The following is an 18,455-nucleotide window of genomic DNA, read 5'->3' on the forward strand; positions in this document are numbered from 1 at the left end:
CGCGCCTTGCACAATTCCTGTTTGATGTGGCCTAGTTGGCGACCCGCACCTCTTCCAGCGGGTAGGCCAGCATATCCTGCTCGGCGTAGTTGGCGTGGCAGTCATGGCAGAAGGCCTGCTTGATCTTCATCACCTTGCCGTTGGGCTGGATGCCTGCATAAAGCCAGTCGGCGGTCTCGGGGATCGCGCCGTCTTCCATCTTTGTCATGATGAACAGCGGGCCGGTGCGCGCCTCTTTCTTCTTGGTGGAGATGGTAATAGATTCCTTGGCCAGCACGGAGCCTGCGGGCATCTTCACGCCCTCTTCGGCGAACTTCAAATACTGCTCTGCGGCGACATCATTGGCGAAGGTTTGCAGAAGGCGGTTGCCATGCGGCCCGGCAACGGCGGGGCGGGTGGAGCTGACGGTCCAAGCGCGATAATTCACGGCGACCTCGTCACCTTCTTTCGCATAGCCCTCGGCCATGGTGTCCTTCAGGCAGTCGTAGATTTCAGTGATCTGGGCGGCCTCTAGGTCGAACGGGTCCTCGACGTCGATTGCGCAGTCGGCGGCATGGGCGCCTGTCGCCATGAGGGCGGTGGCTGCGGCGGTCGCGGCGATGAAGGTACGGATGGTCATTGGTTACTCTCTCCCTAAAGTCTTGTTATGGACAGTTTGTCGCAGCATGAGGGCCGCGCTGCCAATACAAGTTTGCCAACGATTTCACACGAACGCGTGAGTGTCTGAAGGCGCTAGCCGTGCTTGCGCCCCTTAGGGTGGGCGTTGTCGTAGACCTCCATCAGCCGCGCAGTGTCGACGGCGGTGTAGGCCTGCGTGGTCGACAGGGAGGCATGGCCGAGCAGTTCCTGAATGGCCCGCAGGTCGCCGCCAGCCTCCAGCAGATGCGTCGCGAAGGAGTGGCGCATGGCGTGGGGTGTGGCGGTGGCGGGCAGACCCAGTTGCATACGGGCGCTTTCCATCGCCTTGGCGATCTGCCGCGCGCTCAGCGGCCCGCCCCGGACGGCGCGAAACAGTTTGTCGTCAGGCAGCAACGAATGCGGCTGCACCGCCAAATACTGGTCCACCGCTACGCGGGCGGGGGCGATGACGGGGACGATACGTTCCTTGCCGCCCTTGCCGGTGATGCGCAACACGTCGGGCAGCGGGGCTTGGGCGAAGGTCAGGCCAAGCGCCTCCGATATCCGCAGCCCGCAGCCATAGAGCAGCGTCAGCACGGCGGCGTCGCGGGCGGCGATCCAGTCGCTGCTGGCCTGCGTCTCGACGGTGTCGATCATGGCGCGAGCGGCATCAACAGCCAGCGGGCGGGGCAGCTTCTTCTGGAACTTGGGTGAACGGGTGGCGAGCACGGCGGTCGGCTCGAAGCCTTCGCGCTCCGCCAGCCAGCGGTAGAAACTTTTGACCGAGGACAGCTCGCGGGCCAGCGACCGCGCAGCGACGCCGCGCTTGCGCTCGCTTGCCATCCACGCCCGCATGTCGGTCGGCTTCACGCGCTCCAACGGTTTCAGGCCGGTGGCATCGCCGAAATGGCCGGTGATGAAATTGAGAAAGCCCAGAACGTCGCTACGATACGCCTCGATCGTATTGTCGGCCACGCCGTCGAGCGATTTTCGATGGATCAGCCAACCTTCCAGCGCATCGCGGCAGGCGGGCGAGATCAGCATCAAGCCAGCCAGCGCTTGATCGCCCGCTCGAAGGCGGAGCCGAAGAAGGTGAGCAGATCCATGCCCTGATTGGGCCGGAACTGGTGCGGGTCTTCCGAGCCCATGACCAACAGGCCGGGCAGGCGGCCCTCGCCCAGATCAAGGCGCAGCAGGGCTTCGGATTTGATGTAGGAGGCGTTGTCTCCATAGACGTCCTCGGACGCGGGCGACACTTGACGCAGGCTGACCGGGCGCACGGGAATATCGCGGCCAGCGGTGATGTAGTAATCTACGACGCCCGGCTCCACGATGGACAACACTTCCTCGAACCCGATGGAGGGGCTGTCATGTTCTTTCGACTCGAGGATCAGCCGCAGGCGGGACACGCGCAGCGCCTCCAGCATGTCGCCCGAAAGCGAGGTCAGGAAGGCAGGGAAATCCGTAGGCTCCAGCATCTTCAAAACGGCGTTGTGAATCAGGTTGGTGCCTGCCAGATTTTCATAAGCGGCAGCAATGACAGAGCGGTGGGTGTCCTCCAGCCGGTCCAGACGGCTTTCCAGCCGCTCCATCGCGATGCCGCGCAGATCGACGATATTGCCGCCTAAAGATCGCTCGTTCGCGCTGATCAAGGCCCGCATAAGGTCTTGATCCTCAAGGATAACCTCCGGGTCCGTCAGAATCTTGGAGCGTAGCGCGTCCAGCACTTCGGCCTGCTCAATCATGCTCGATGCCTTTGTTTATGGCGTTGTTTTGCAGGACTATAGCCTATGGGCTTTTCTTTTTCCACGCAGAGATTGCGCGATGCGCGAGGTGTCGCAAATGGGAAGCACCTAGCCCCGGCGCTTGGGCGTTTGTGGCTTGGCCAGCTGGTTTTCGCGCCACACGGTATAAAGTCCGGAGCCGAGAATCAGCGCGATGCCCGCCCATGCGATTGCGTCGGGCCATTCGTCAAACAGCGTGATGCCGAGGATGATCGACAGTGGCAGGGCAAGATATTCAAACGGGGCGACCAGCGCCGCCTCTCCCAGACGGTAGGCCAGCGATATGAAGTAGCCGCCGACCGAGGCGAAGACGCCGAGGATCAGGATATAGGGCAGGTCGCTGGCCTCGGGTGTGGTCCACGGGCGGAACAGGAATTCGAGTGACGGGTCGGCGGTCGTGGCGAACTTGCCGTCGCCCATGACCAATCCCAGAACGCAGGTTGCGAGGATGAACATCAGCTGGATGTAGAACACCATCGACACGGTGCTTTCGGTCGTGCGCAGGTATCTGGTCATGATGTGCAGGCCGCCATAGCCGAAGGCGGCGGCGATGGGCAGCAGAGAGGCCAGCTGGAACGCTGACGTGCCGGGACGCAGGATGATAAGGACGCCCACCATCCCCGCGCCCACGGCGGCCCAGCGGCGGGGGCCGACAGTTTCACCCAGAAACAGCACCGAGAAGATGGTGATGACGAAGGGTGACACGAAGAACAGCGCCACGGCGTCGGCCAGGGGCAGGGCAGCGAGCCCAAGGAAGAACGTCATGTTGGCGAAGAACACCATACTCGCCCGTGCCATTTGCGCGCCGACGCGGCGGGTCTTCAGCGCGGCGAAGCCACCTTGGAATGGCACCATGAACAGCAACACGACGACCATGCCGACCAGCGAGCGGATCAGCACGATCTGGTGCAGCGCATAACCACCGGACAGGAATTTCATCGTCACGTCGTTCAGCGAGAACAATGTGACCGCTATGGCCGCGAAGATCGGGCCAAGGGTTGCGGGGGACAGCTTCATCGCGCGACGCTAGGACAGCGTGCGGGTGTGGTCCAGCGTCAAACCGTTACTTGCCGCGCAGCGTGCGCCAAGCGGGGACCAGACCCTTGGTGGCCACGGGGATCAGCACAAGGCCAAGTACAAGGCCGAATAGGCCGTCCAGCGTGGCCTTGGTGATCCATTGCACCGCACCTTGCGCCGTGCCCACCGCTTCGCCCGCGGCGTGGGATATGTCGTGGATGATGTGTTCGGGCAAGGTGAAGCCGAGCACGTCCAGCCCGTGGATCACGATGGACCCGCCGACCCAGAGCATTGCGGCGGTGCCGACGATCAGCAGCATTTTCAGGAAGCCCGGCATAGCCTTGACGATGCCGCGCCCGACCGAGCGGGTCGCGGCGAAAGTCGCGTTCCTGGCCATGGACAGGCCGATGTCGTCGGCTTTCACGATCAACCCGACGGAGCCATACACCAGCACGGTGATGCCGACAGCGACGGTGGCAAGGGTCGCGGCCTCCATTGCGAATGAGCTTGGAGGAATTTCTGCCAAGGCGATGGTCATGATCTCGGCGGACAGGATCAGGTCGGTCTTGATTGCGCCTGTGGCTTTCTCCTCCTCCAGATGGGCGGGGTCTTGCGGCAGATCTTCGGGCTGGTCGGCGTGATGGTCATGCTTGGTAAACAGATGCGCGACCTTCTCGGCACCCTCGAAACACAGATATGCGCCCCCCAGCATCAGCAGCGGGGTAATCGCCCACGGCGCGAAGTTCGACAACAGCAGACCAATGGGCAGCAGATAGAGTAGCTTGTTCTTGAGCGACCCTTTGGCGATGCGCCAGACGAGGGGAAGTTCGCGCGACGCCTCGAACCCGTGCAGGTATTTGGGCGTCACTGCGGCGTCGTCGATCAACGCACCGGCGGCTTTCGCGCCTGCTTTGGCGGCTTGGCCCATCACGTCATCAACCGACGCGGCCGCGACTTTGGCGATACCGGCGACGTCGTCCAGAAGGGCAAGAAGTCCGCTCATATATGCTCCCGTTTTAGAAAAAAGGCCACGTCTTCAAGGCGAAACGCGGCCTTTTCAATACAAGTTTCCCAGAGGATCAGACGATCTTGATACCAGCCTTTTCCGCGTCTTTCATGAAGGCGTCCAGCCCTTTGTCGGTCAACACATGGTTGGCCATGTTCCGGATCACCGCAGGCGGAGCGGTCGCCACGTCGGCGCCGACCTTGGCGCAATCCGACATGTGGTTGGCGGAGCGGATGGACGCGGCGAGGATTTCGGTCTCGTAGCCGTAGTTGTCGTAGATCTCGCGGATGTCGGCGATCAGCTCCATCCCGTCGAGGTTCAGGTCGTCCAGACGGCCGATGAAGGGCGAGATGAACGTCGCGCCGACCTTGGCGGCCAGCAACGCCTGATTGGCGGAGAAACACAGCGTGACGTTGACCATGTTGCCTTCGCCGGTCAACACCTTGCAGGCCTTCAAGCCGTCCCATGTCAGCGGCACTTTGATGGCAATGTTCTCGGCGATTTTGGCCAGCTTGCGGCCCTCGGCGATCATGTCGTCGGCCTTCAACGCGACGACCTCGGCGGAGACGGGGCCATCGACGATGTCGCAGATTTCCTTGGTCACTTCCAGAATGTCGCGGCCCGACTTGGCGATCAGCGAGGGGTTGGTCGTCACCCCGTCCACGATGCCCAGTGCGTTCAGTTCCTTGATGTCGTCGATTTCGGCGGTGTCTACGAAGAATTTCATTGGGTATGCCTTTCGGTGGGCGGTTGGTCTCGTTAAGTGTGGCTTTACCTCAATTGCGTAGGTGAGAGCAAACGGTGAAGGGGCAGTCGTGAGCGGGTTTTTCCATGAAGGCGAGTTGGTGGGGGTCGTGACCACCCAGCCTTTGGACCGCATGCTCGACTACAAAGCGCCGGAGGGCGGTTGCCACTTGGGCGCGTTTGTCGAGGTGCCGCTGGGCCCGCGCAAGGTTCTGGGCGTGGTCTGGGGGCCGGGCAAGGGCGATTTCGACTATGCCAAGGTCCGCTCGGTCATACGGGTGCTGGACGTGCCACCGATGCGCGACGAGATGAAGGACTTTCTGACCCGCGCGGGGGCATACACGCTGACCCCGCTGAGCGCGATGGTGCGGCTGGCGACCCGCTCGCCCGGATTGGGCGACCCGCCCGCGATGCGCAAGGTGTTCCGCATGGGCACAGGCGAGGTCGACCGAATGACCCCCGCCCGCGAAAAGGTGCTGGCCGTGCTGGAGGAGTTCGGCGGCTTGTCGTTTACGTTGAAAGAACTGGCGGAGCAGGCGGGCGTGGGACCGTCCGTGGTCAAGGGATTGGCAGCGCAGGGGGCTGTGCGCGAGGAGGATAGCCCGCGCGATTTACCTTTCGCACGGCTGGACCCGTCACGGCCCGGCAAGGAACTGACCGACGATCAGGCGGCGGCGGTCGCAGCTTTGGACCGTGACGGGTATTCCACGACATTGCTAAAAGGCGTGACGGGGTCGGGCAAAACGGAGGTGTATCTGGAAGCGGTGGCGGCGTGCTTGCGAAGGGGACGGCAGGCCTTGGTGCTGTTGCCGGAGATTGCCCTGACCTCGGAATTCCTGACCCGCGTGGAAGAACGCTTTGGCGCGCGGCCTGCGGAATGGCATTCCGGTGTGACGATGACCGAACGCCGCCGCGTCTGGCGTATGGTCGCCGATGGCGGGGCGGAACTGGTCGTGGGCGCGCGCTCGGCGCTGTTCCTGCCCTACCGCGATCTTGGGTTGATCGTGGTGGATGAGGAGCACGACAGCTCCTACAAGCAGGAAGACGGTGTGCTGTACAATGCCCGTGATATGACCGTGTTGCGGGCGTCCTTGTGCGGGGCGCAGGTGGTGCTGGCCTCGGCCACGCCGTCGCTGGAGACATGGGCCAACGCGGAGGCGGGGAAATATGCGCGGGTGGAGTTGACCTCGCGATTTGGCGACGCGGTGCTGCCGGAGATGCGGGCGATCGACATGCGGCGCGAGGACCTGCCCGGTTCGCGCTGGGTGTCGCCTACCTTGCAGCGAGAGATCGCCAAGCGGATCGAGAAGGGCGAGCAATCGCTGGTGTTCCTGAACCGTCGCGGCTACGCGCCGATGACGATCTGCCGCGCATGCGGGCATCAGATCATGTGCGACCATTGCGACGCCCGGATGGTGGAGCACCGGTTCTTGAAGCGCCTGATGTGCCACCAATGCGGCGAGACGAAACCGATGCCGACCGCCTGTCCCTCCTGCGAGGCGGAGGACCGGCTGGCCCCCATCGGCCCCGGTGTGGAGCGCATGGGCGAGGAGCTGGCAGAGCTGTTCCCCGACGCGAAGGTCGTGGTGCTGTCGTCGGACCTCTACGGCACCTCGCGCGAATTGAAAGCGCATATCGAAGCAATTGCCGAGGGTGGCGCGGATATCATCATCGGCACGCAACTTGTGGCCAAGGGGCACAACTTCCCGCACCTGACCTTGGTGGGGGTGATTGATGCCGACCTTGGCTTGCAGGGCTCCGACCTGCGGGCGGCGGAAAAGACGTTCCAGTTGATGCGGCAGGTGGCCGGTCGGGCAGGACGTGCGGAGAAGCGCGGGGTTGCATTGATGCAGACCTTCCAGCCGGAGCATCCGGTCATCACCGCCATCCTGAACGGTGACGAGGAGGCGTTCTGGCGGGCCGAGGCGGCGGAGCGAGAGCAGGCGGGGATGCCGCCATACGGACGCATGGCAGGGGTGATCCTGTCGGGGCCGGAGGTCGGGCCGGTGTTCGATCTGGGCAACGCGCTGGCGCGCAATGACGGGGCTTTAAAGCGCGTGGGTGCTCAGGTCTACGGGCCTGCGCCCGCACCGATCGCGCGGATTCGCGGGCGGCATCGTGTCCGGCTGCTGGTTAAGGCCCCGAAAGGGGCCGCGTTACAGGGTGCGCTGGCGGATTGGATCAAGCCGGTGCGGCTGAAAGGCGATTTGCGGTTGCAGATCGACATCGACCCGCAGAGCTTCTTTTGAGAACGACCCTCCGGGGGGAATATTTATCGAAGCAATGAAGCATGAGGTTGCGTCTTTCCAAGGGCGTTCGGGCTGGTTAAAACGGGCGGAACTTTGGGGATGACTGACATGACGATCACGCCGCAGCCGGGGATCATGGAGATCGAGCTTTACCAATCCGGTGCCTCGAAGATCGAGGGCGTATCGGATGTCGTGAAACTGTCATCAAACGAGAACCCGCACGGGCCGTCGAAACGCGCTTTGGATGTGTTCCGGCAGTCGGCGGGGGAGTTGCACCTGTATCCCTCCACCGACCACGCAAGCTTGCGCGAGGCGATTGGCGAGGTGCAGGGGATGGACCCTGCGCAGATCGTGTGCGGGGTTGGCTCGGACGAGATTATCTCGTTTTTGTGCTACGCCTATGCGGGGCCGGGAGACGAGGTTCTGTATACGGAACACGGGTTTTCCATGTACCGTATCTCGGCGCTGGCTGCGGGGGCCACGCCGGTCGTAGCACCTGAGACCGAACGGACCACCGATGTGGACAAGCTGCTGGCCGCGGTGACGGAGCGGACGCGGCTGGTGTTTATCGCCAACCCGAACAACCCGACCGGAACGATGATCGACGAGGTGGAAGTGGCGCGGTTGGCGGACGGGTTGCCGGAGGGTTGTTTGCTGGTGCTGGACGGGGCCTATGCCGAGTTCGTCGACGGGTTCGACGCGGGCAAGGCGGTGATCGACGCGCGGGACAATGTGTTCATGACACGGACATTTTCCAAGATCTACGGGCTGGGCGGCTTGCGCATCGGTTATGGCTACGGCCCACAAGATATCGTCGATACGCTGAACCGCGTGCGCGGGCCGTTCAACCTGTCGGTACCGGCTTTGAAGGCAGCGGAAGCGGCGATGCGGGATGTGGGTTACACCGACTGGTGCCGCGCCGAGAACGCGCGGATGCGCGGCTGGATGGAACGGGAACTACAAGCGATGGGCGTCGCGCTGGACCCGTCGCAGGCGAATTTCGTGCTGGCACGGTTCGAGGATCAGGCCAAGGCGCAGGCAGTTGACGCGCATCTTAAAACCAAGGGACTGATCGTGCGGATGGTGGCAGGCTACGGCCTGCCAAACTGCCTGCGCATCACCGTCGGGACCGAGGCCGCGTGCAAGCGCGTAATCGTGGCCATCAAGGAGGTGCTCTGAATGGCACAACTCTATGACCGCGTGGCCCTGATCGGGTTGGGGCTGATCGCGGGGTCGCTGTTTTACGCGATGAAACGCGCCGGATTGGCAGGAGTAGTCGTGGGCTACGCACGCTCGGCCGAGACCCGTGATGTCGCGCGGGAGATCGGGTTGTGCGACCGCGTTGTGGACAGCGCGGCCGAGGCCGTCGAGGGTGCTGATCTGGTGATCCTGTGCGTTCCGGTTGGCGCCATGGGGGCAGTGGCCGCCGAGATAGCGCCGCATTTGAAACAGGGCGCACTGGTGTCGGATGTCGGCTCCACCAAGGGCGCAGTGATCGAGGCGGTCGCCCCGCATTTGCCCGAGGGCGTGCATTTCATTCCCGCGCACCCGCTGGCGGGGACGGAGCAGTCCGGTCCGCGCTCCGGTTTTGCGGAACTGTTCGACAACCGCTGGTGCCTGCTGACGCCTTTGGAGGGGACCGACCCGGAAGTGCTGGAACGATACAAAGAGTTGTGGCGGCAGATGGGCTCGAACGTGGACGAGATGGACGCACCGCACCATGATCTGGTGCTGGCGGTGACCTCGCACACGCCGCACCTGATTGCCTATACGATGGTCGGCGTGGCGGACGATCTGGGGCGCGTGACCGACAGCGAAGTGGTGCAATATTCCGCCGCCGGTTTCCGCGACTTCACGCGGATCGCGGCGTCAGACCCGACCATGTGGCGGGACGTGTTTCTGGCGAACAAGGACGCGACGCTGGAAATTCTGGGCCGCTTCACCGAGGAGTTGTTCGCCCTGCAACGCGCTATCCGAACCGGCGACGGGGAGCAATTGCACGACTACTTCACCCGTACCCGCGCCATCCGGCGCGGCATCATTGAGGCGGGGCAGGACACCGACGCGCCGAACTTCGGGCGGAACGCGAAATGAGGTGGCTGGCGGTGGCAGTAGCCTTGTTGGCCGGAATGGCGCAGGCGAATACAGGCACGTCGCTGCGGCCTGCGCCACGCGAGCCGATTGCAGCCCCGGCCCCGGCGCGGGCGGTGATCGTCGATGTCTCGGACTCGCAGCTTGCCCCGCGACGGTCACTGCGCCCTGACAAGCGGCGCGGATCAGGCGCGCGAAGTGGCACACGGCGCAACACGTTCGGGCAGCAACTGAGAGAAGCTTTCCGGCAGAAGCCGAAAGCTCAGGGCGCTATCGCCCCTGCAACGCGCAAAGGATCGAAGCGGGTTGCGAAGGGGCTGCAAGGCTCGGTCTGTGGCGATCCTAACATTCGTGGTGTGAAGATCAGCCGAATTCCGGGTAAGATCAGGGGCTGCGGGCTGGATAGTGGGGTGAAGGTCACCGCGGTGTCCGGCGTGGCGTTGACGCAGCATGCGACGATTGATTGCACGACGGCAAAGGCGCTGAATGCGTGGGTGGAGCAGGGGGTGAAGCCGGTCGTTGGGCGACGTGGCGGTGGCGTAAAGTCGCTGAGAGTCGTGGCGCACTACGCTTGCCGGACCCGCAACAACAAGCGCGGCGGGAAGATCTCGGAGCACGGGCGCGGGCGGGCGGTGGATATTGCCGCGATCAACCTCAAGGACGGCTCGTCGATGACGGTATTGAAAGGCTGGCGCAGCGCCAAGAACGGGCCTGCCCTGAAGAAGATGCACAAGGCAGCTTGTGGGCCGTTTGGCACGGTTCTGGGCCCCAATGCCGACCGCTATCATCAGGACCACTTCCATTTCGACACCGCGCGGTATCGGTCCGGTAGATACTGTCGTTAGCGCAGGTTGAGCGTCGGTGCCGGTCCCAAGGGGATCGGGCCAAGGAACATCCGGGCGTTTGAAAAGGTGAGGGGTGCATCGAGCGAGTTTTCGGACCCCGACAGCTTGGCGAGGAAGCCCAGACCCAGTTCCACGGCGGACGCGGCCTCTGCCGGGACGGCGCCCGCGCTCACGGCGAGCGTCAGCATCTCGCGCCAGTTGCGGGCGTTCAGTGCGATCTCGCCGGACGGGTAGCCGTCAGAATCAACGGTCAGGTCGCCCTTTGCGCGGAGCCGCAATTCGCCCCAGGTGCCGCTGGCGTCCTTGACCGCGAGCGTGGTGATGTCGGGGCGTCTGTCTTCTATCACGCGGATATCGAGCGGGCTGGCAAAGGCGATTTCGCTGTCGAAGGTGAAGCCCTCGATCACGTCTGGCAATGTGCCGCCCGCGTCGACCAGATCGCGCAAGGCGTCACCGGGGGTGACCGTGTCAGCCTGCGCCGCGATGTCGTATGTCATCTCCTTTCCGACGGTCCGGCGGATGGCCGCATTCACCTTGTCGGCGGCAGATGTCCAGCCTTGGGTCGACGTCAGGTTGGCCCCTTCGACCACAACAGTCGCGCTGTCGAGTTCCAGTCTGCTATTGGGTAGAACTTTAAGGGAAGCCGTCATCTTGCTGGTTTCAAGGTTAATTTTCTGAAACGGCGTCGCCAGTGTTTGCGTATTGGGCCAGGCTGCGATCAAATGGTTAGGTTGGTAGCTAAGTGAAAATATCTGAAAGAACGGGGCCGACCAGCTCAGTCCCGTGTCGGGGTCGGTCAGTTGCACATCGGTGATCGTGGTGTCGAAACGGTTGGGAAAGCCGCGCACCTTGAGGTCGGAATATTCCACCTGCCAGCCCTCGGCGCGGCGCGCGTCCAGCCAGCCCTCGGTCGCTTTTTGCGATGCGGTTGCGCCCACCACCCAGTAGGCGGCCCATGCGGTGGCGGCGACCACAACGACGATCAAGAGCTTGCGCATGTGGTTTGTCCTTTTCCCGAAACCCGTGATGCTGTTTACAGGGCCGCAGATGGAAGGACCAGATGATGAGTGACACCCCCCTTTGGGTCTTTGGCTATGGATCGCTGATGTGGAATCCGGGCTTCGAACCTGCGGAACAGGTGCTTGCGCGGCTGAACGGGTTTCACCGCTCGTTTTGCATGTGGTCGATCCACCACCGCGGCTCGGAAGATGAGCCGGGGCTGGTGCTTGCCTTGGACGAAGCGGATGCGGCTTGCGAAGGCGTCGCGATGCGCGTGGCGGATGCTGAGCGGGACCGTGTGCTGGAATATCTACGGGAGCGGGAACTGATTTCGGCGGCCTATGTCGAGCAGGTGCATGATCTGGAATTGCGCGACGGACGGGAGGTGCCTGCGGTGTGCTATGTGATCGAGCAGGACCACGTTCAATATTGTGGCGGGCTGGATCTGGAGCGGCAGGCGCAGGTGATTTCCAAGGCGGTCGGTGGCCGCGGGTTGAACACCGAATATCTGTATAACACCGCGCAGCAACTCGATGCGTTTGGTATCGAGGACGCCGATATGGCGTGGTTGGTCGCGCGGGTACGGCAACTGGCGGGGTAGTTTCCCCTTTGAAAAGCGCCTTCGGCCCCGTATCATATCCTGCATAAAAAGAAGTCCGAGCATGTCAGAGGCCCCGATTTGATGGATATCCCAGCCGAGCGGGAACGCACGCCGCAATTCACCCAACCGGTGCGGCAGATCATCGTCATGCTGCTGATCCTTGGTCTTGTCGTGGCGGGCGGATATCTGGCGTATCCGGCAGTGGCACCGGTCTTTCTGGCAAACCCTTACCTCAATGGCGTGATCTTCTCGGTCTTTGTATTTGGCGTTCTGGCGTGCTTTTGGCAGGTGTTGCAACTCACGTCCTCCGTGTCCTGGATCGAGAGTTTCGCCCAAGATCGCGTCGATCATGACCAGTTTCGCGCACCGCGCCTGTTGGCCGGGCTGGCTGGCATGTTGCGGTCGCGCGGGGCGCGGATGCAGATCAGCTCCGGCTCGGCCCGCACCATTCTTGACTCCGTGGCATCGCGCATGGACGAGGCGCGCGACATTACGCGCTACATCGTCAACCTGCTTATCTTTTTGGGCCTTTTGGGCACGTTTTACGGGTTGGCGACCACCATTCCCGGCGTCGTGGACACGATCCGGTCGCTCAATGTGGCCGAGGGCGAAAGCGGCGCGACGGTGTTCGGGCAGCTGATGGACGGGCTGGAAGGCCAGTTGGCAGGCATGGGGACTGCGTTCGCGTCGTCTCTTTTGGGGCTTGCGGGATCGCTGGTCGTGGGCCTGCTGGAGCTGTTCGCAGGCCACGGACAGAACCGCTTTTACCGTGAAATGGAAGAGTGGCTGTCGACGATCACGCGCGTGGGCTTTTCATCGGGCGAGGGTGACGGTAGCGGCACATTTGACCAAGGTGTGGTTGCAACGGTGCTGGATCACATGGTCGAGCAGATCGACAGCCTGCAAGGCCTGTTTGTTCAGGGAGAGGCCAGCCGCGCGGTGACCGCAGATAAACTGGACGGGCTGACCGCATCGGTGCGCACTCTGACCGAGCGGTTGGATATGTCGATAGATCCGACCGACGCGCTGAACCGTGTGGCGGACGGGCAGGAACGGCTGCTGGCGAAACTATCGGAGACAAATGATGACGGCGTCGATCCCGAGAGCCGGATGCGGCTGCGGTCCATCGACGTGCAGTTGTTGAAAATTCTCGAAGAGATGTCCTCGGGGCGGCAGGAAAGCATGTCACAGCTTCATGGGGATTTGTCTCAGGTGACCCAAGCGGTGCGACAGCTGACCCGCGATCGCCGCCCGTCAAACCTGCGCAGGCTGCCGGACCGCGAGCAGGAGGAGTAGCCCCGTGGCACTGTCCCGACGCAGTGGCAAACGGTTCGAGGCCAACATCTGGCCCGGCTTCGTCGACGCCATGACTGCGCTGCTGTTGGTGCTGGTGTTCGTGCTGTCGATCTTCATGATCGTGCAATTTATGCTGAGCGAAACCATCACCTCCCAAGACAGCGAACTGGACCAGTTGACGGGCGAGGTCGCGACCTTGGCCGAGGCGTTGGGGCTGGAGCAACAGCGCAGCTTTGGGTTGGAGCAGGACATTGAAGAACGCGACGCCCGCGCCGCGCAGCAAACCGCCCTGATCGCGTCGCTCACTGCGCGCAATGATGCGCAGGCGGGGCGTATCGCCAGTTTCGAGGAACAGGTCGCCGGGCTCTTGCGCGACCGTGAGGGGCTACGCGGGCAGGTGGCGAGCCTGTCTGACGATCTAGAGACGTCGCAAGAACGCGCTGCCGGATTAAGCGCGCGGATTGAGGATATTGAAGCAGGGTTGGCACGGGAGATTTCCGAGAAAGAGGCCGCGCAACTGGCGCTGGCAGCGGCGCGTGACGAGATCGACGAAAGCACGGAGGCCGCGCGTCTGGCCGCCGCGCGACGCGAGGCACTGGAGGCCTTGGTGGCTGATCTTAGGTCGGAGAGCGACGCTCAAGCGCAGGCTTTGAGCGAGGCTGAGACCGCACGTTTGGCGGATGCAGCGGCAGCGGAGGCCCTGCGTGACCGCCTGAAAGATGCCGATGCGGAGTTGACCGCCATGACGCTGGCATTGGAAGAGCAGCGGCAGGACGCCGAGGATACCCTCACGTTACTCGCGGCGGCCCGCGCTGCGGAGAAGGCGCTTGAAGAAGAACTGGCCTCGACACGCGCCTCCGAGCTTACGCTGGAAGAAAAGCTGGCGGCTGCGTTGGCTGCAAATGCCGATACGACCGCTAATCTGGAACAGACCAAAGCCGCGCAGGACGACCTGCGAGAGCAATTGATGGCCGCGTTGGCCGCGAAAGTGGCGGCGGAAAACAGCGCAGGCGACGCGCTGACCGAGGCCGAGCAACGCGCGGCCTTGCTCGCAGCGGCACGCGACGAACTGGCAGATGAGAAGGCTGTGAGCCTTGAAAGCCAGCGCAAGGTTGAGGCGTTGAACCAGCAGGTCGCCGCGCTGCGCACACAGCTGGGATCATTGCAGGCGATACTGGACGAGACCGACGCACGGCGTGAGGCGGCGAGTGTGCAGGTGCAAAATCTCGGCTCGGAGTTGAACTCGGCACTGGCGCTGGTGGCGTCGGAGCAGCGCGCCCGCGCCAAGCTGGAAGAGGCGGAGCGGTTGCGGCTGGAGGCCGAGGCGAAGGAATTGAAAAACTACCGCTCGGAATTTTTCGGCCAGTTGCGCGCACTTTTGGGCAATCAGGACGGAATCCGCATTGAGGGCGACCGTTTCGTGTTCTCGTCCGAGGTGCTGTTTCAACCCGGTCAGGCGGTGCTGTCACCGGCGGGAAGGAACGAGGTCGCCAAGGTTGCCGCGATCCTGTCGCGGGTAGCCGACGACATCCCCGACACGCTGGACTGGGTGATCCGTGTCGACGGGCATACCGACAACGTGCCGCTATCCGGCTTTGGCCAGTTTAAAGACAACTGGGAGTTGAGTCAGGCCCGCGCCCTGTCGGTTGTGCGCTACATGAGCGACGAGTTGGGCATACCCCCCGATCGTCTGGCGGCCAACGGGTTCGGGGAATACCAGCCGGTCAACACGGCGGACACGCCGGAAGCGCGTGCGCAGAACCGCCGGATCGAGTTGAAACTTACCGAGAAATAGTGACGCTCAGGCGCTCGGCGCTCAGCACGGTGTCGCCGCGTTTGAACGTGACGGTGCCGCTGTAGGTGCCTTCAGGCCAGCCACCAGCGGGGCGTTTGCGGCCAGAGGCGCGGAACACCTGCGCTTGCGGCTTGGTGAACTCCACGATCTGATCGTGCCGCCAGCCGTCGGGGCCGATGATCTCAAACTTCATCATGTCGCCTGCGCGGGTGCCGAACGCGTATCCCCACAGCACAAGGCCGGACGCGTCGGACGGCAGCGTCGCTGGATCAGCGAGCCCTGCCTTGATATCATCGAACTCCGGCAGACCGTTTGAAAAGCCCGCATCAAGTAATGCACCAGCCTGATAGGGGATTGGGTCTTCCCATAACGTGACCTCGGACGGGCCGCAGGTTCCCTCTGCATCGGGGGCGAACGGGTCCACCACTTCACCGTCATGGCGCAACGACATATGGATGTGGGGAAAGACCGTTTTGCCGCTGAGGCCGACGAGACCAAGTACGGCCCCCTTTGCGACCGGCTGCCCTTTTTGAACGGACACCGAGCCGTTGCGCATATGGCAATACTGGGTTTCCCATCCTCCGCCATGGTCTATGACCAGCCCGTTGCCGCAATCCTTGCCGCCCAGATCGGGCGCGTCGGGGTGGTCGGACGCAATGTCGGGCATGCCATCGCGGGTCGCACGGACGGTGCCGGGGGCGGCAGCAAGGACCGAGACGCCTGCTTCCATCTCGGCCAGTGTCGCGACACGAATGTCGGTCCCTTTATGGCCGTCATAGGAGAGCGGGCCGCAAGCGTGATCCCGCGCGCCGGGTCCCGGATCGCTGTCTACGTAATTCTGGATGAAGCAGGTCTCGCCCAGATCGCAATCAATGGGCAGGGAGAAGAGGGGGTCTTTCGCGGCCACGGGGGCCGCGAAAGTTGTCATCAATAGCGCAAGATACGCTGCGCGCATTACTCGGCGGTGAGCAGCGGCGGCTTCTTCTTGGAGGTGATCCGCGGGTTTTCAGGCTCAAGGATTGTAAGGTCAATCTTGCCCTTCTTCACGCCGACCTTGACCACACCACCCTTGGCGAGCTTGCCGAACAGGAGTTCTTCGGCCAGCGGCTTTTTGATCTCCTCCTGAATGACACGACCCAAGGGGCGGGCGCCCATCTTGTCGTCATAACCCTTTTCACCCAGCCATTCGGCTGCGGCAGGGGTCAACTCGATTGTGACGTTGCGGTCCATCAGTTGCGCTTCGAGTTGCAGCACGAATTTCTCCACCACGCGGGTGATGATTTTCTGGCTGAGCGGAGCGAAGCTGATGACCGCGTCCAGACGGTTGCGGAATTCCGGCGTGAATGTGCGTTCAATAGCTGCCGTATCCTCGCCCTCGCGGCGGTCACGACCGAAGCCGATGGCCGATTTGGACATCTCCATGGCACCCGCGTTGGAGGTCATGATCAAGATCACGTTGCGGAAGTCGACAGTGCGCCCGTTATGGTCTGTAAGCTTACCGTTATCCATCACTTGCAACAGGATGTTGTAGACGTCGGGGTGGGCCTTCTCCATCTCGTCGAGCAGCAGCACGCAATGCGGGTGCTGATCCACTTGGTCGGTCAACATGCCGCCTTGGTCGAAGCCGACATAGCCCGGAGGCGCACCGATCAGACGGGAGACCGCGTGCTTCTCCATGTATTCCGACATATCGAAGCGCAGCAACTCCACGCCCAGCGTGCTTGCCAGTTGCTTGGCGACTTCGGTTTTGCCGACGCCGGTGGGGCCTGCGAACAGGTAGTTGCCGATGGGTTTCTCCGGCTCTCGCAGACCTGCACGGGCCAGCTTGATGGCCGACGACAGTGCCTCGATGGCCTGGTCCTGACCGAAGACCACGCGCTTGAGCGCCTTTTCCAGATCCTTCAACACCTCCGCATCGTCTTTGGAGACGTTTTTCGGTGGAATGCGGGCGATCTTGGCAACGACAGCCTCGATTTCCTTGGCACCGATGGTTTTGCGGCGTTTGCTTTCGGCCACCAGATGTTGCGCGGCCCCGGCCTCGTCGATCACGTCGATGGCCTTGTCCGGCAGCTTCCGGTCGTGGATGTAGCGCGCCGACAGTTCCACCGCCGACTTGATCGCGTCGGAGGTGTATTTGATATCGTGATGTTCCTCGAAGTAAGGCTTGAGGCCTTTGAGGATCTTGATGGTGTCATCCACGGATGGCTCGTTCACGTCGATTTTCTGGAACCGGCGCGACAGGGCACGGTCTTTTTCGAAATGCTGGCGGAACTCCTTGTAGGTGGTGGAGCCCATGCAGCGCAGTTTGCCGCCCTGAAGCGCAGGCTTCAGCAGGTTGGAGGCATCCATCGCCCCGCCGGATGTCGCACCAGCGCCGATGACGGTATGAATCTCGTCGATGAACAGCACAGCGTCGGGGTGGTCTTCCATTTCCGTCATCACGGCCTTCAGGCGTTCCTCAAAGTCGCCACGGTATCGCGTGCCGGCAAGCAGCGCGCCCATGTCGAGCGAGAAGATCGTGGCGTTTGCCAGCACTTCAGGTGTTTCGCCCGACACGATCTTGTAAGCCAGCCCTTCGGCAATCGCCGTTTTGCCCACGCCCGGATCACCCACCAGTAGCGGGTTGTTCTTGCGACGGCGGCACAGCACCTGAATGCAACGCTCCACTTCGTCCGCGCGTCCAATGAGCGGATCCACATCACCTTTCTGGGCCTTTGCGTTCAGGTCCACGCAATACTTGTCGAGCGCGGATTCCTTGCCGTCGCCTTCGACCTCGGTCGCGTTGGAGGACGTGTCCTCCTCGAAGTCGGTTGCGCCGGTGATTGGTCGCGCCTCACCGAACTCGGGGTCTTTGGCGACGCCGTGCGCAATGAAGTTGACCGCGTCGTAGCGCGTCATGTCCTGCTCTTGCAGGAAGAACGCGGCATTGCTTTCGCGTTCCGCAAAGATGGCGACGAGCACATTCGCGCCGGTCACTTCGGTGCGACCGGATGATTGCACATGAATTGCCGCGCGCTGGATGACGCGCTGGAAGGCGGCGGTTGGAACCGCTTCGGAGCCTTCGACATCAGTGACCAGTGTGGACAATTCATCCTCGATGAATTCGGTGAGCGTGGCTCGCAGCACATCAAGATCGACGCCACAGGCGTTCATCACCTTGGCGGCGTCCGGCTCGTCGATCAACGCCAGCAGCAAATGCTCCAGCGTCGCAAGCTCGTGGCGATGGGTGTTGGCCTGCGCCAGCGCCGAGTGAATGGCTTTTTCGAGAGTGTCAGAGAATGACGGCACCCTATGCTCCTTTATTATCGAGGGCAGGTTCCGGGCTGAGGACCCGGTCTCTACCATTGCCTCTTAGACCTTACAGTTCGGTTTATAGCGCCGATCTTCAAGTCTTTTCTTTTCACAATGAG

The 18,455-nt window shown here is 62.6% G+C and carries 16 protein-coding genes; 7 read left to right on the forward strand and 9 right to left on the reverse strand.

Features of this window, described 5'->3' with window-relative positions:
- Nucleotides 1–31 precede the first annotated feature (31 nt).
- The 6 genes from THALAR_RS00360 to fsa all read right to left on the reverse strand — a co-directional run bounded on the left by THALAR_RS00360 (nucleotide 32) and on the right by fsa (nucleotide 5,152).
- Nucleotides 32–619: a cytochrome P460 family protein gene (locus THALAR_RS00360; RefSeq protein WP_021099462.1), complete on the reverse strand. Its 588-nt coding sequence runs from the start codon at nucleotides 617–619 to the stop codon at nucleotides 32–34.
- Nucleotides 620–732: 113 nt separating this feature from the next.
- Entirely contained in the window at nucleotides 733–1,662 is a 930-nt protein-coding gene (locus tag THALAR_RS00365; RefSeq protein WP_021099463.1) for a tyrosine recombinase XerC, read from the reverse strand.
- Entirely contained in the window at nucleotides 1,662–2,363 is a 702-nt protein-coding gene (locus THALAR_RS00370; protein ID WP_021099464.1) for a DUF484 family protein, read from the reverse strand. Before THALAR_RS00370 ends, THALAR_RS00365 begins: the two co-directional genes overlap by 1 nt.
- Nucleotides 2,364–2,471: 108 nt before the next feature.
- Nucleotides 2,472–3,419, reverse strand: coding sequence for a DMT family transporter (locus THALAR_RS00375; protein WP_021099466.1), 948 nt, complete (start codon nucleotides 3,417–3,419; stop codon nucleotides 2,472–2,474).
- 46 nt (nucleotides 3,420–3,465) lie between these two features.
- Nucleotides 3,466–4,422, reverse strand: coding sequence for a DUF808 domain-containing protein (locus tag THALAR_RS00380; protein ID WP_021099467.1), 957 nt, complete (start codon nucleotides 4,420–4,422; stop codon nucleotides 3,466–3,468).
- A gap of 76 nt (nucleotides 4,423–4,498) precedes the next feature.
- Nucleotides 4,499–5,152, reverse strand: a complete 654-nt coding sequence (gene fsa / locus THALAR_RS00385) for a fructose-6-phosphate aldolase (protein ID WP_021099468.1) — start codon at nucleotides 5,150–5,152, stop codon at nucleotides 4,499–4,501.
- An 88-nt stretch (nucleotides 5,153–5,240) separates the two neighbouring features.
- Here fsa and THALAR_RS00390 point away from each other — a divergent pair, with 88 nt between their 5' ends.
- From THALAR_RS00390 to THALAR_RS17965, 4 genes are all read left to right on the forward strand, one after another.
- Complete coding sequence (locus THALAR_RS00390) at nucleotides 5,241–7,418, forward strand: primosomal protein N' (RefSeq protein ID WP_021099469.1); 2,178 nt, start codon at nucleotides 5,241–5,243, stop codon at nucleotides 7,416–7,418.
- A gap of 108 nt (nucleotides 7,419–7,526) precedes the next feature.
- A complete protein-coding gene (hisC, locus tag THALAR_RS00395) occupies nucleotides 7,527–8,597 on the forward strand; it encodes a histidinol-phosphate transaminase (RefSeq protein WP_040817400.1) in 1,071 nt (356 codons plus the stop codon).
- Nucleotides 8,598–9,512 (forward strand): prephenate/arogenate dehydrogenase family protein, encoded by a 915-nt coding sequence (locus THALAR_RS00400; protein WP_021099471.1) that lies wholly within the window; start codon nucleotides 8,598–8,600, stop codon nucleotides 9,510–9,512.
- Entirely contained in the window at nucleotides 9,509–10,354 is an 846-nt protein-coding gene (locus THALAR_RS17965) for an extensin-like domain-containing protein (protein WP_021099472.1), read from the forward strand. The genes THALAR_RS00400 and THALAR_RS17965 overlap by 4 nt, the downstream gene beginning before the upstream one ends.
- On the opposite strand, the gene THALAR_RS00410 is transcribed toward THALAR_RS17965, so the two are convergent.
- Nucleotides 10,351–11,352: a DUF2125 domain-containing protein gene (locus tag THALAR_RS00410; protein WP_021099473.1), complete on the reverse strand. Its 1,002-nt coding sequence runs from the start codon at nucleotides 11,350–11,352 to the stop codon at nucleotides 10,351–10,353. The genes THALAR_RS17965 and THALAR_RS00410 overlap by 4 nt on opposite strands.
- A 65-nt stretch (nucleotides 11,353–11,417) precedes the next feature.
- Here THALAR_RS00410 and THALAR_RS00415 point away from each other — a divergent pair, with 65 nt between their 5' ends.
- The 3 genes from THALAR_RS00415 to THALAR_RS00425 all read left to right on the forward strand — a co-directional run bounded on the left by THALAR_RS00415 (nucleotide 11,418) and on the right by THALAR_RS00425 (nucleotide 15,045).
- Nucleotides 11,418–11,954 carry a gamma-glutamylcyclotransferase gene (locus THALAR_RS00415; RefSeq protein ID WP_040816917.1) on the forward strand — a complete coding sequence of 179 codons (537 nt, stop codon included), beginning with the start codon at nucleotides 11,418–11,420 and terminating at the stop codon, nucleotides 11,952–11,954.
- A gap of 81 nt (nucleotides 11,955–12,035) precedes the next feature.
- Nucleotides 12,036–13,250 carry a hypothetical protein gene (locus THALAR_RS00420; protein WP_021099475.1) on the forward strand — a complete coding sequence of 405 codons (1,215 nt, stop codon included), beginning with the start codon at nucleotides 12,036–12,038 and terminating at the stop codon, nucleotides 13,248–13,250.
- Between the two features lie 4 nt (nucleotides 13,251–13,254).
- A complete protein-coding gene (locus THALAR_RS00425) occupies nucleotides 13,255–15,045 on the forward strand; it encodes a peptidoglycan -binding protein (protein WP_021099476.1) in 1,791 nt (596 codons plus the stop codon).
- Here the strand turns inward: THALAR_RS00425 and THALAR_RS00430 are convergent.
- Both THALAR_RS00430 and clpA read right to left on the reverse strand, forming a co-directional pair.
- Nucleotides 15,032–15,973 carry a M23 family metallopeptidase gene (locus THALAR_RS00430; RefSeq protein ID WP_245622326.1) on the reverse strand — a complete coding sequence of 314 codons (942 nt, stop codon included), beginning with the start codon at nucleotides 15,971–15,973 and terminating at the stop codon, nucleotides 15,032–15,034. The genes THALAR_RS00425 and THALAR_RS00430 overlap by 14 nt on opposite strands.
- Before the next feature lie 26 nt (nucleotides 15,974–15,999).
- Nucleotides 16,000–18,333, reverse strand: coding sequence for an ATP-dependent Clp protease ATP-binding subunit ClpA (gene clpA / locus THALAR_RS00435; RefSeq protein WP_021099478.1), 2,334 nt, complete (start codon nucleotides 18,331–18,333; stop codon nucleotides 16,000–16,002).
- Nucleotides 18,334–18,455: the final 122 nt, after the last annotated feature.

The sequence above is a fragment of the Litoreibacter arenae DSM 19593 genome (assembly GCF_000442275.2).
Lineage (GTDB): Bacteria > Pseudomonadota > Alphaproteobacteria > Rhodobacterales > Rhodobacteraceae > Litoreibacter > Litoreibacter arenae.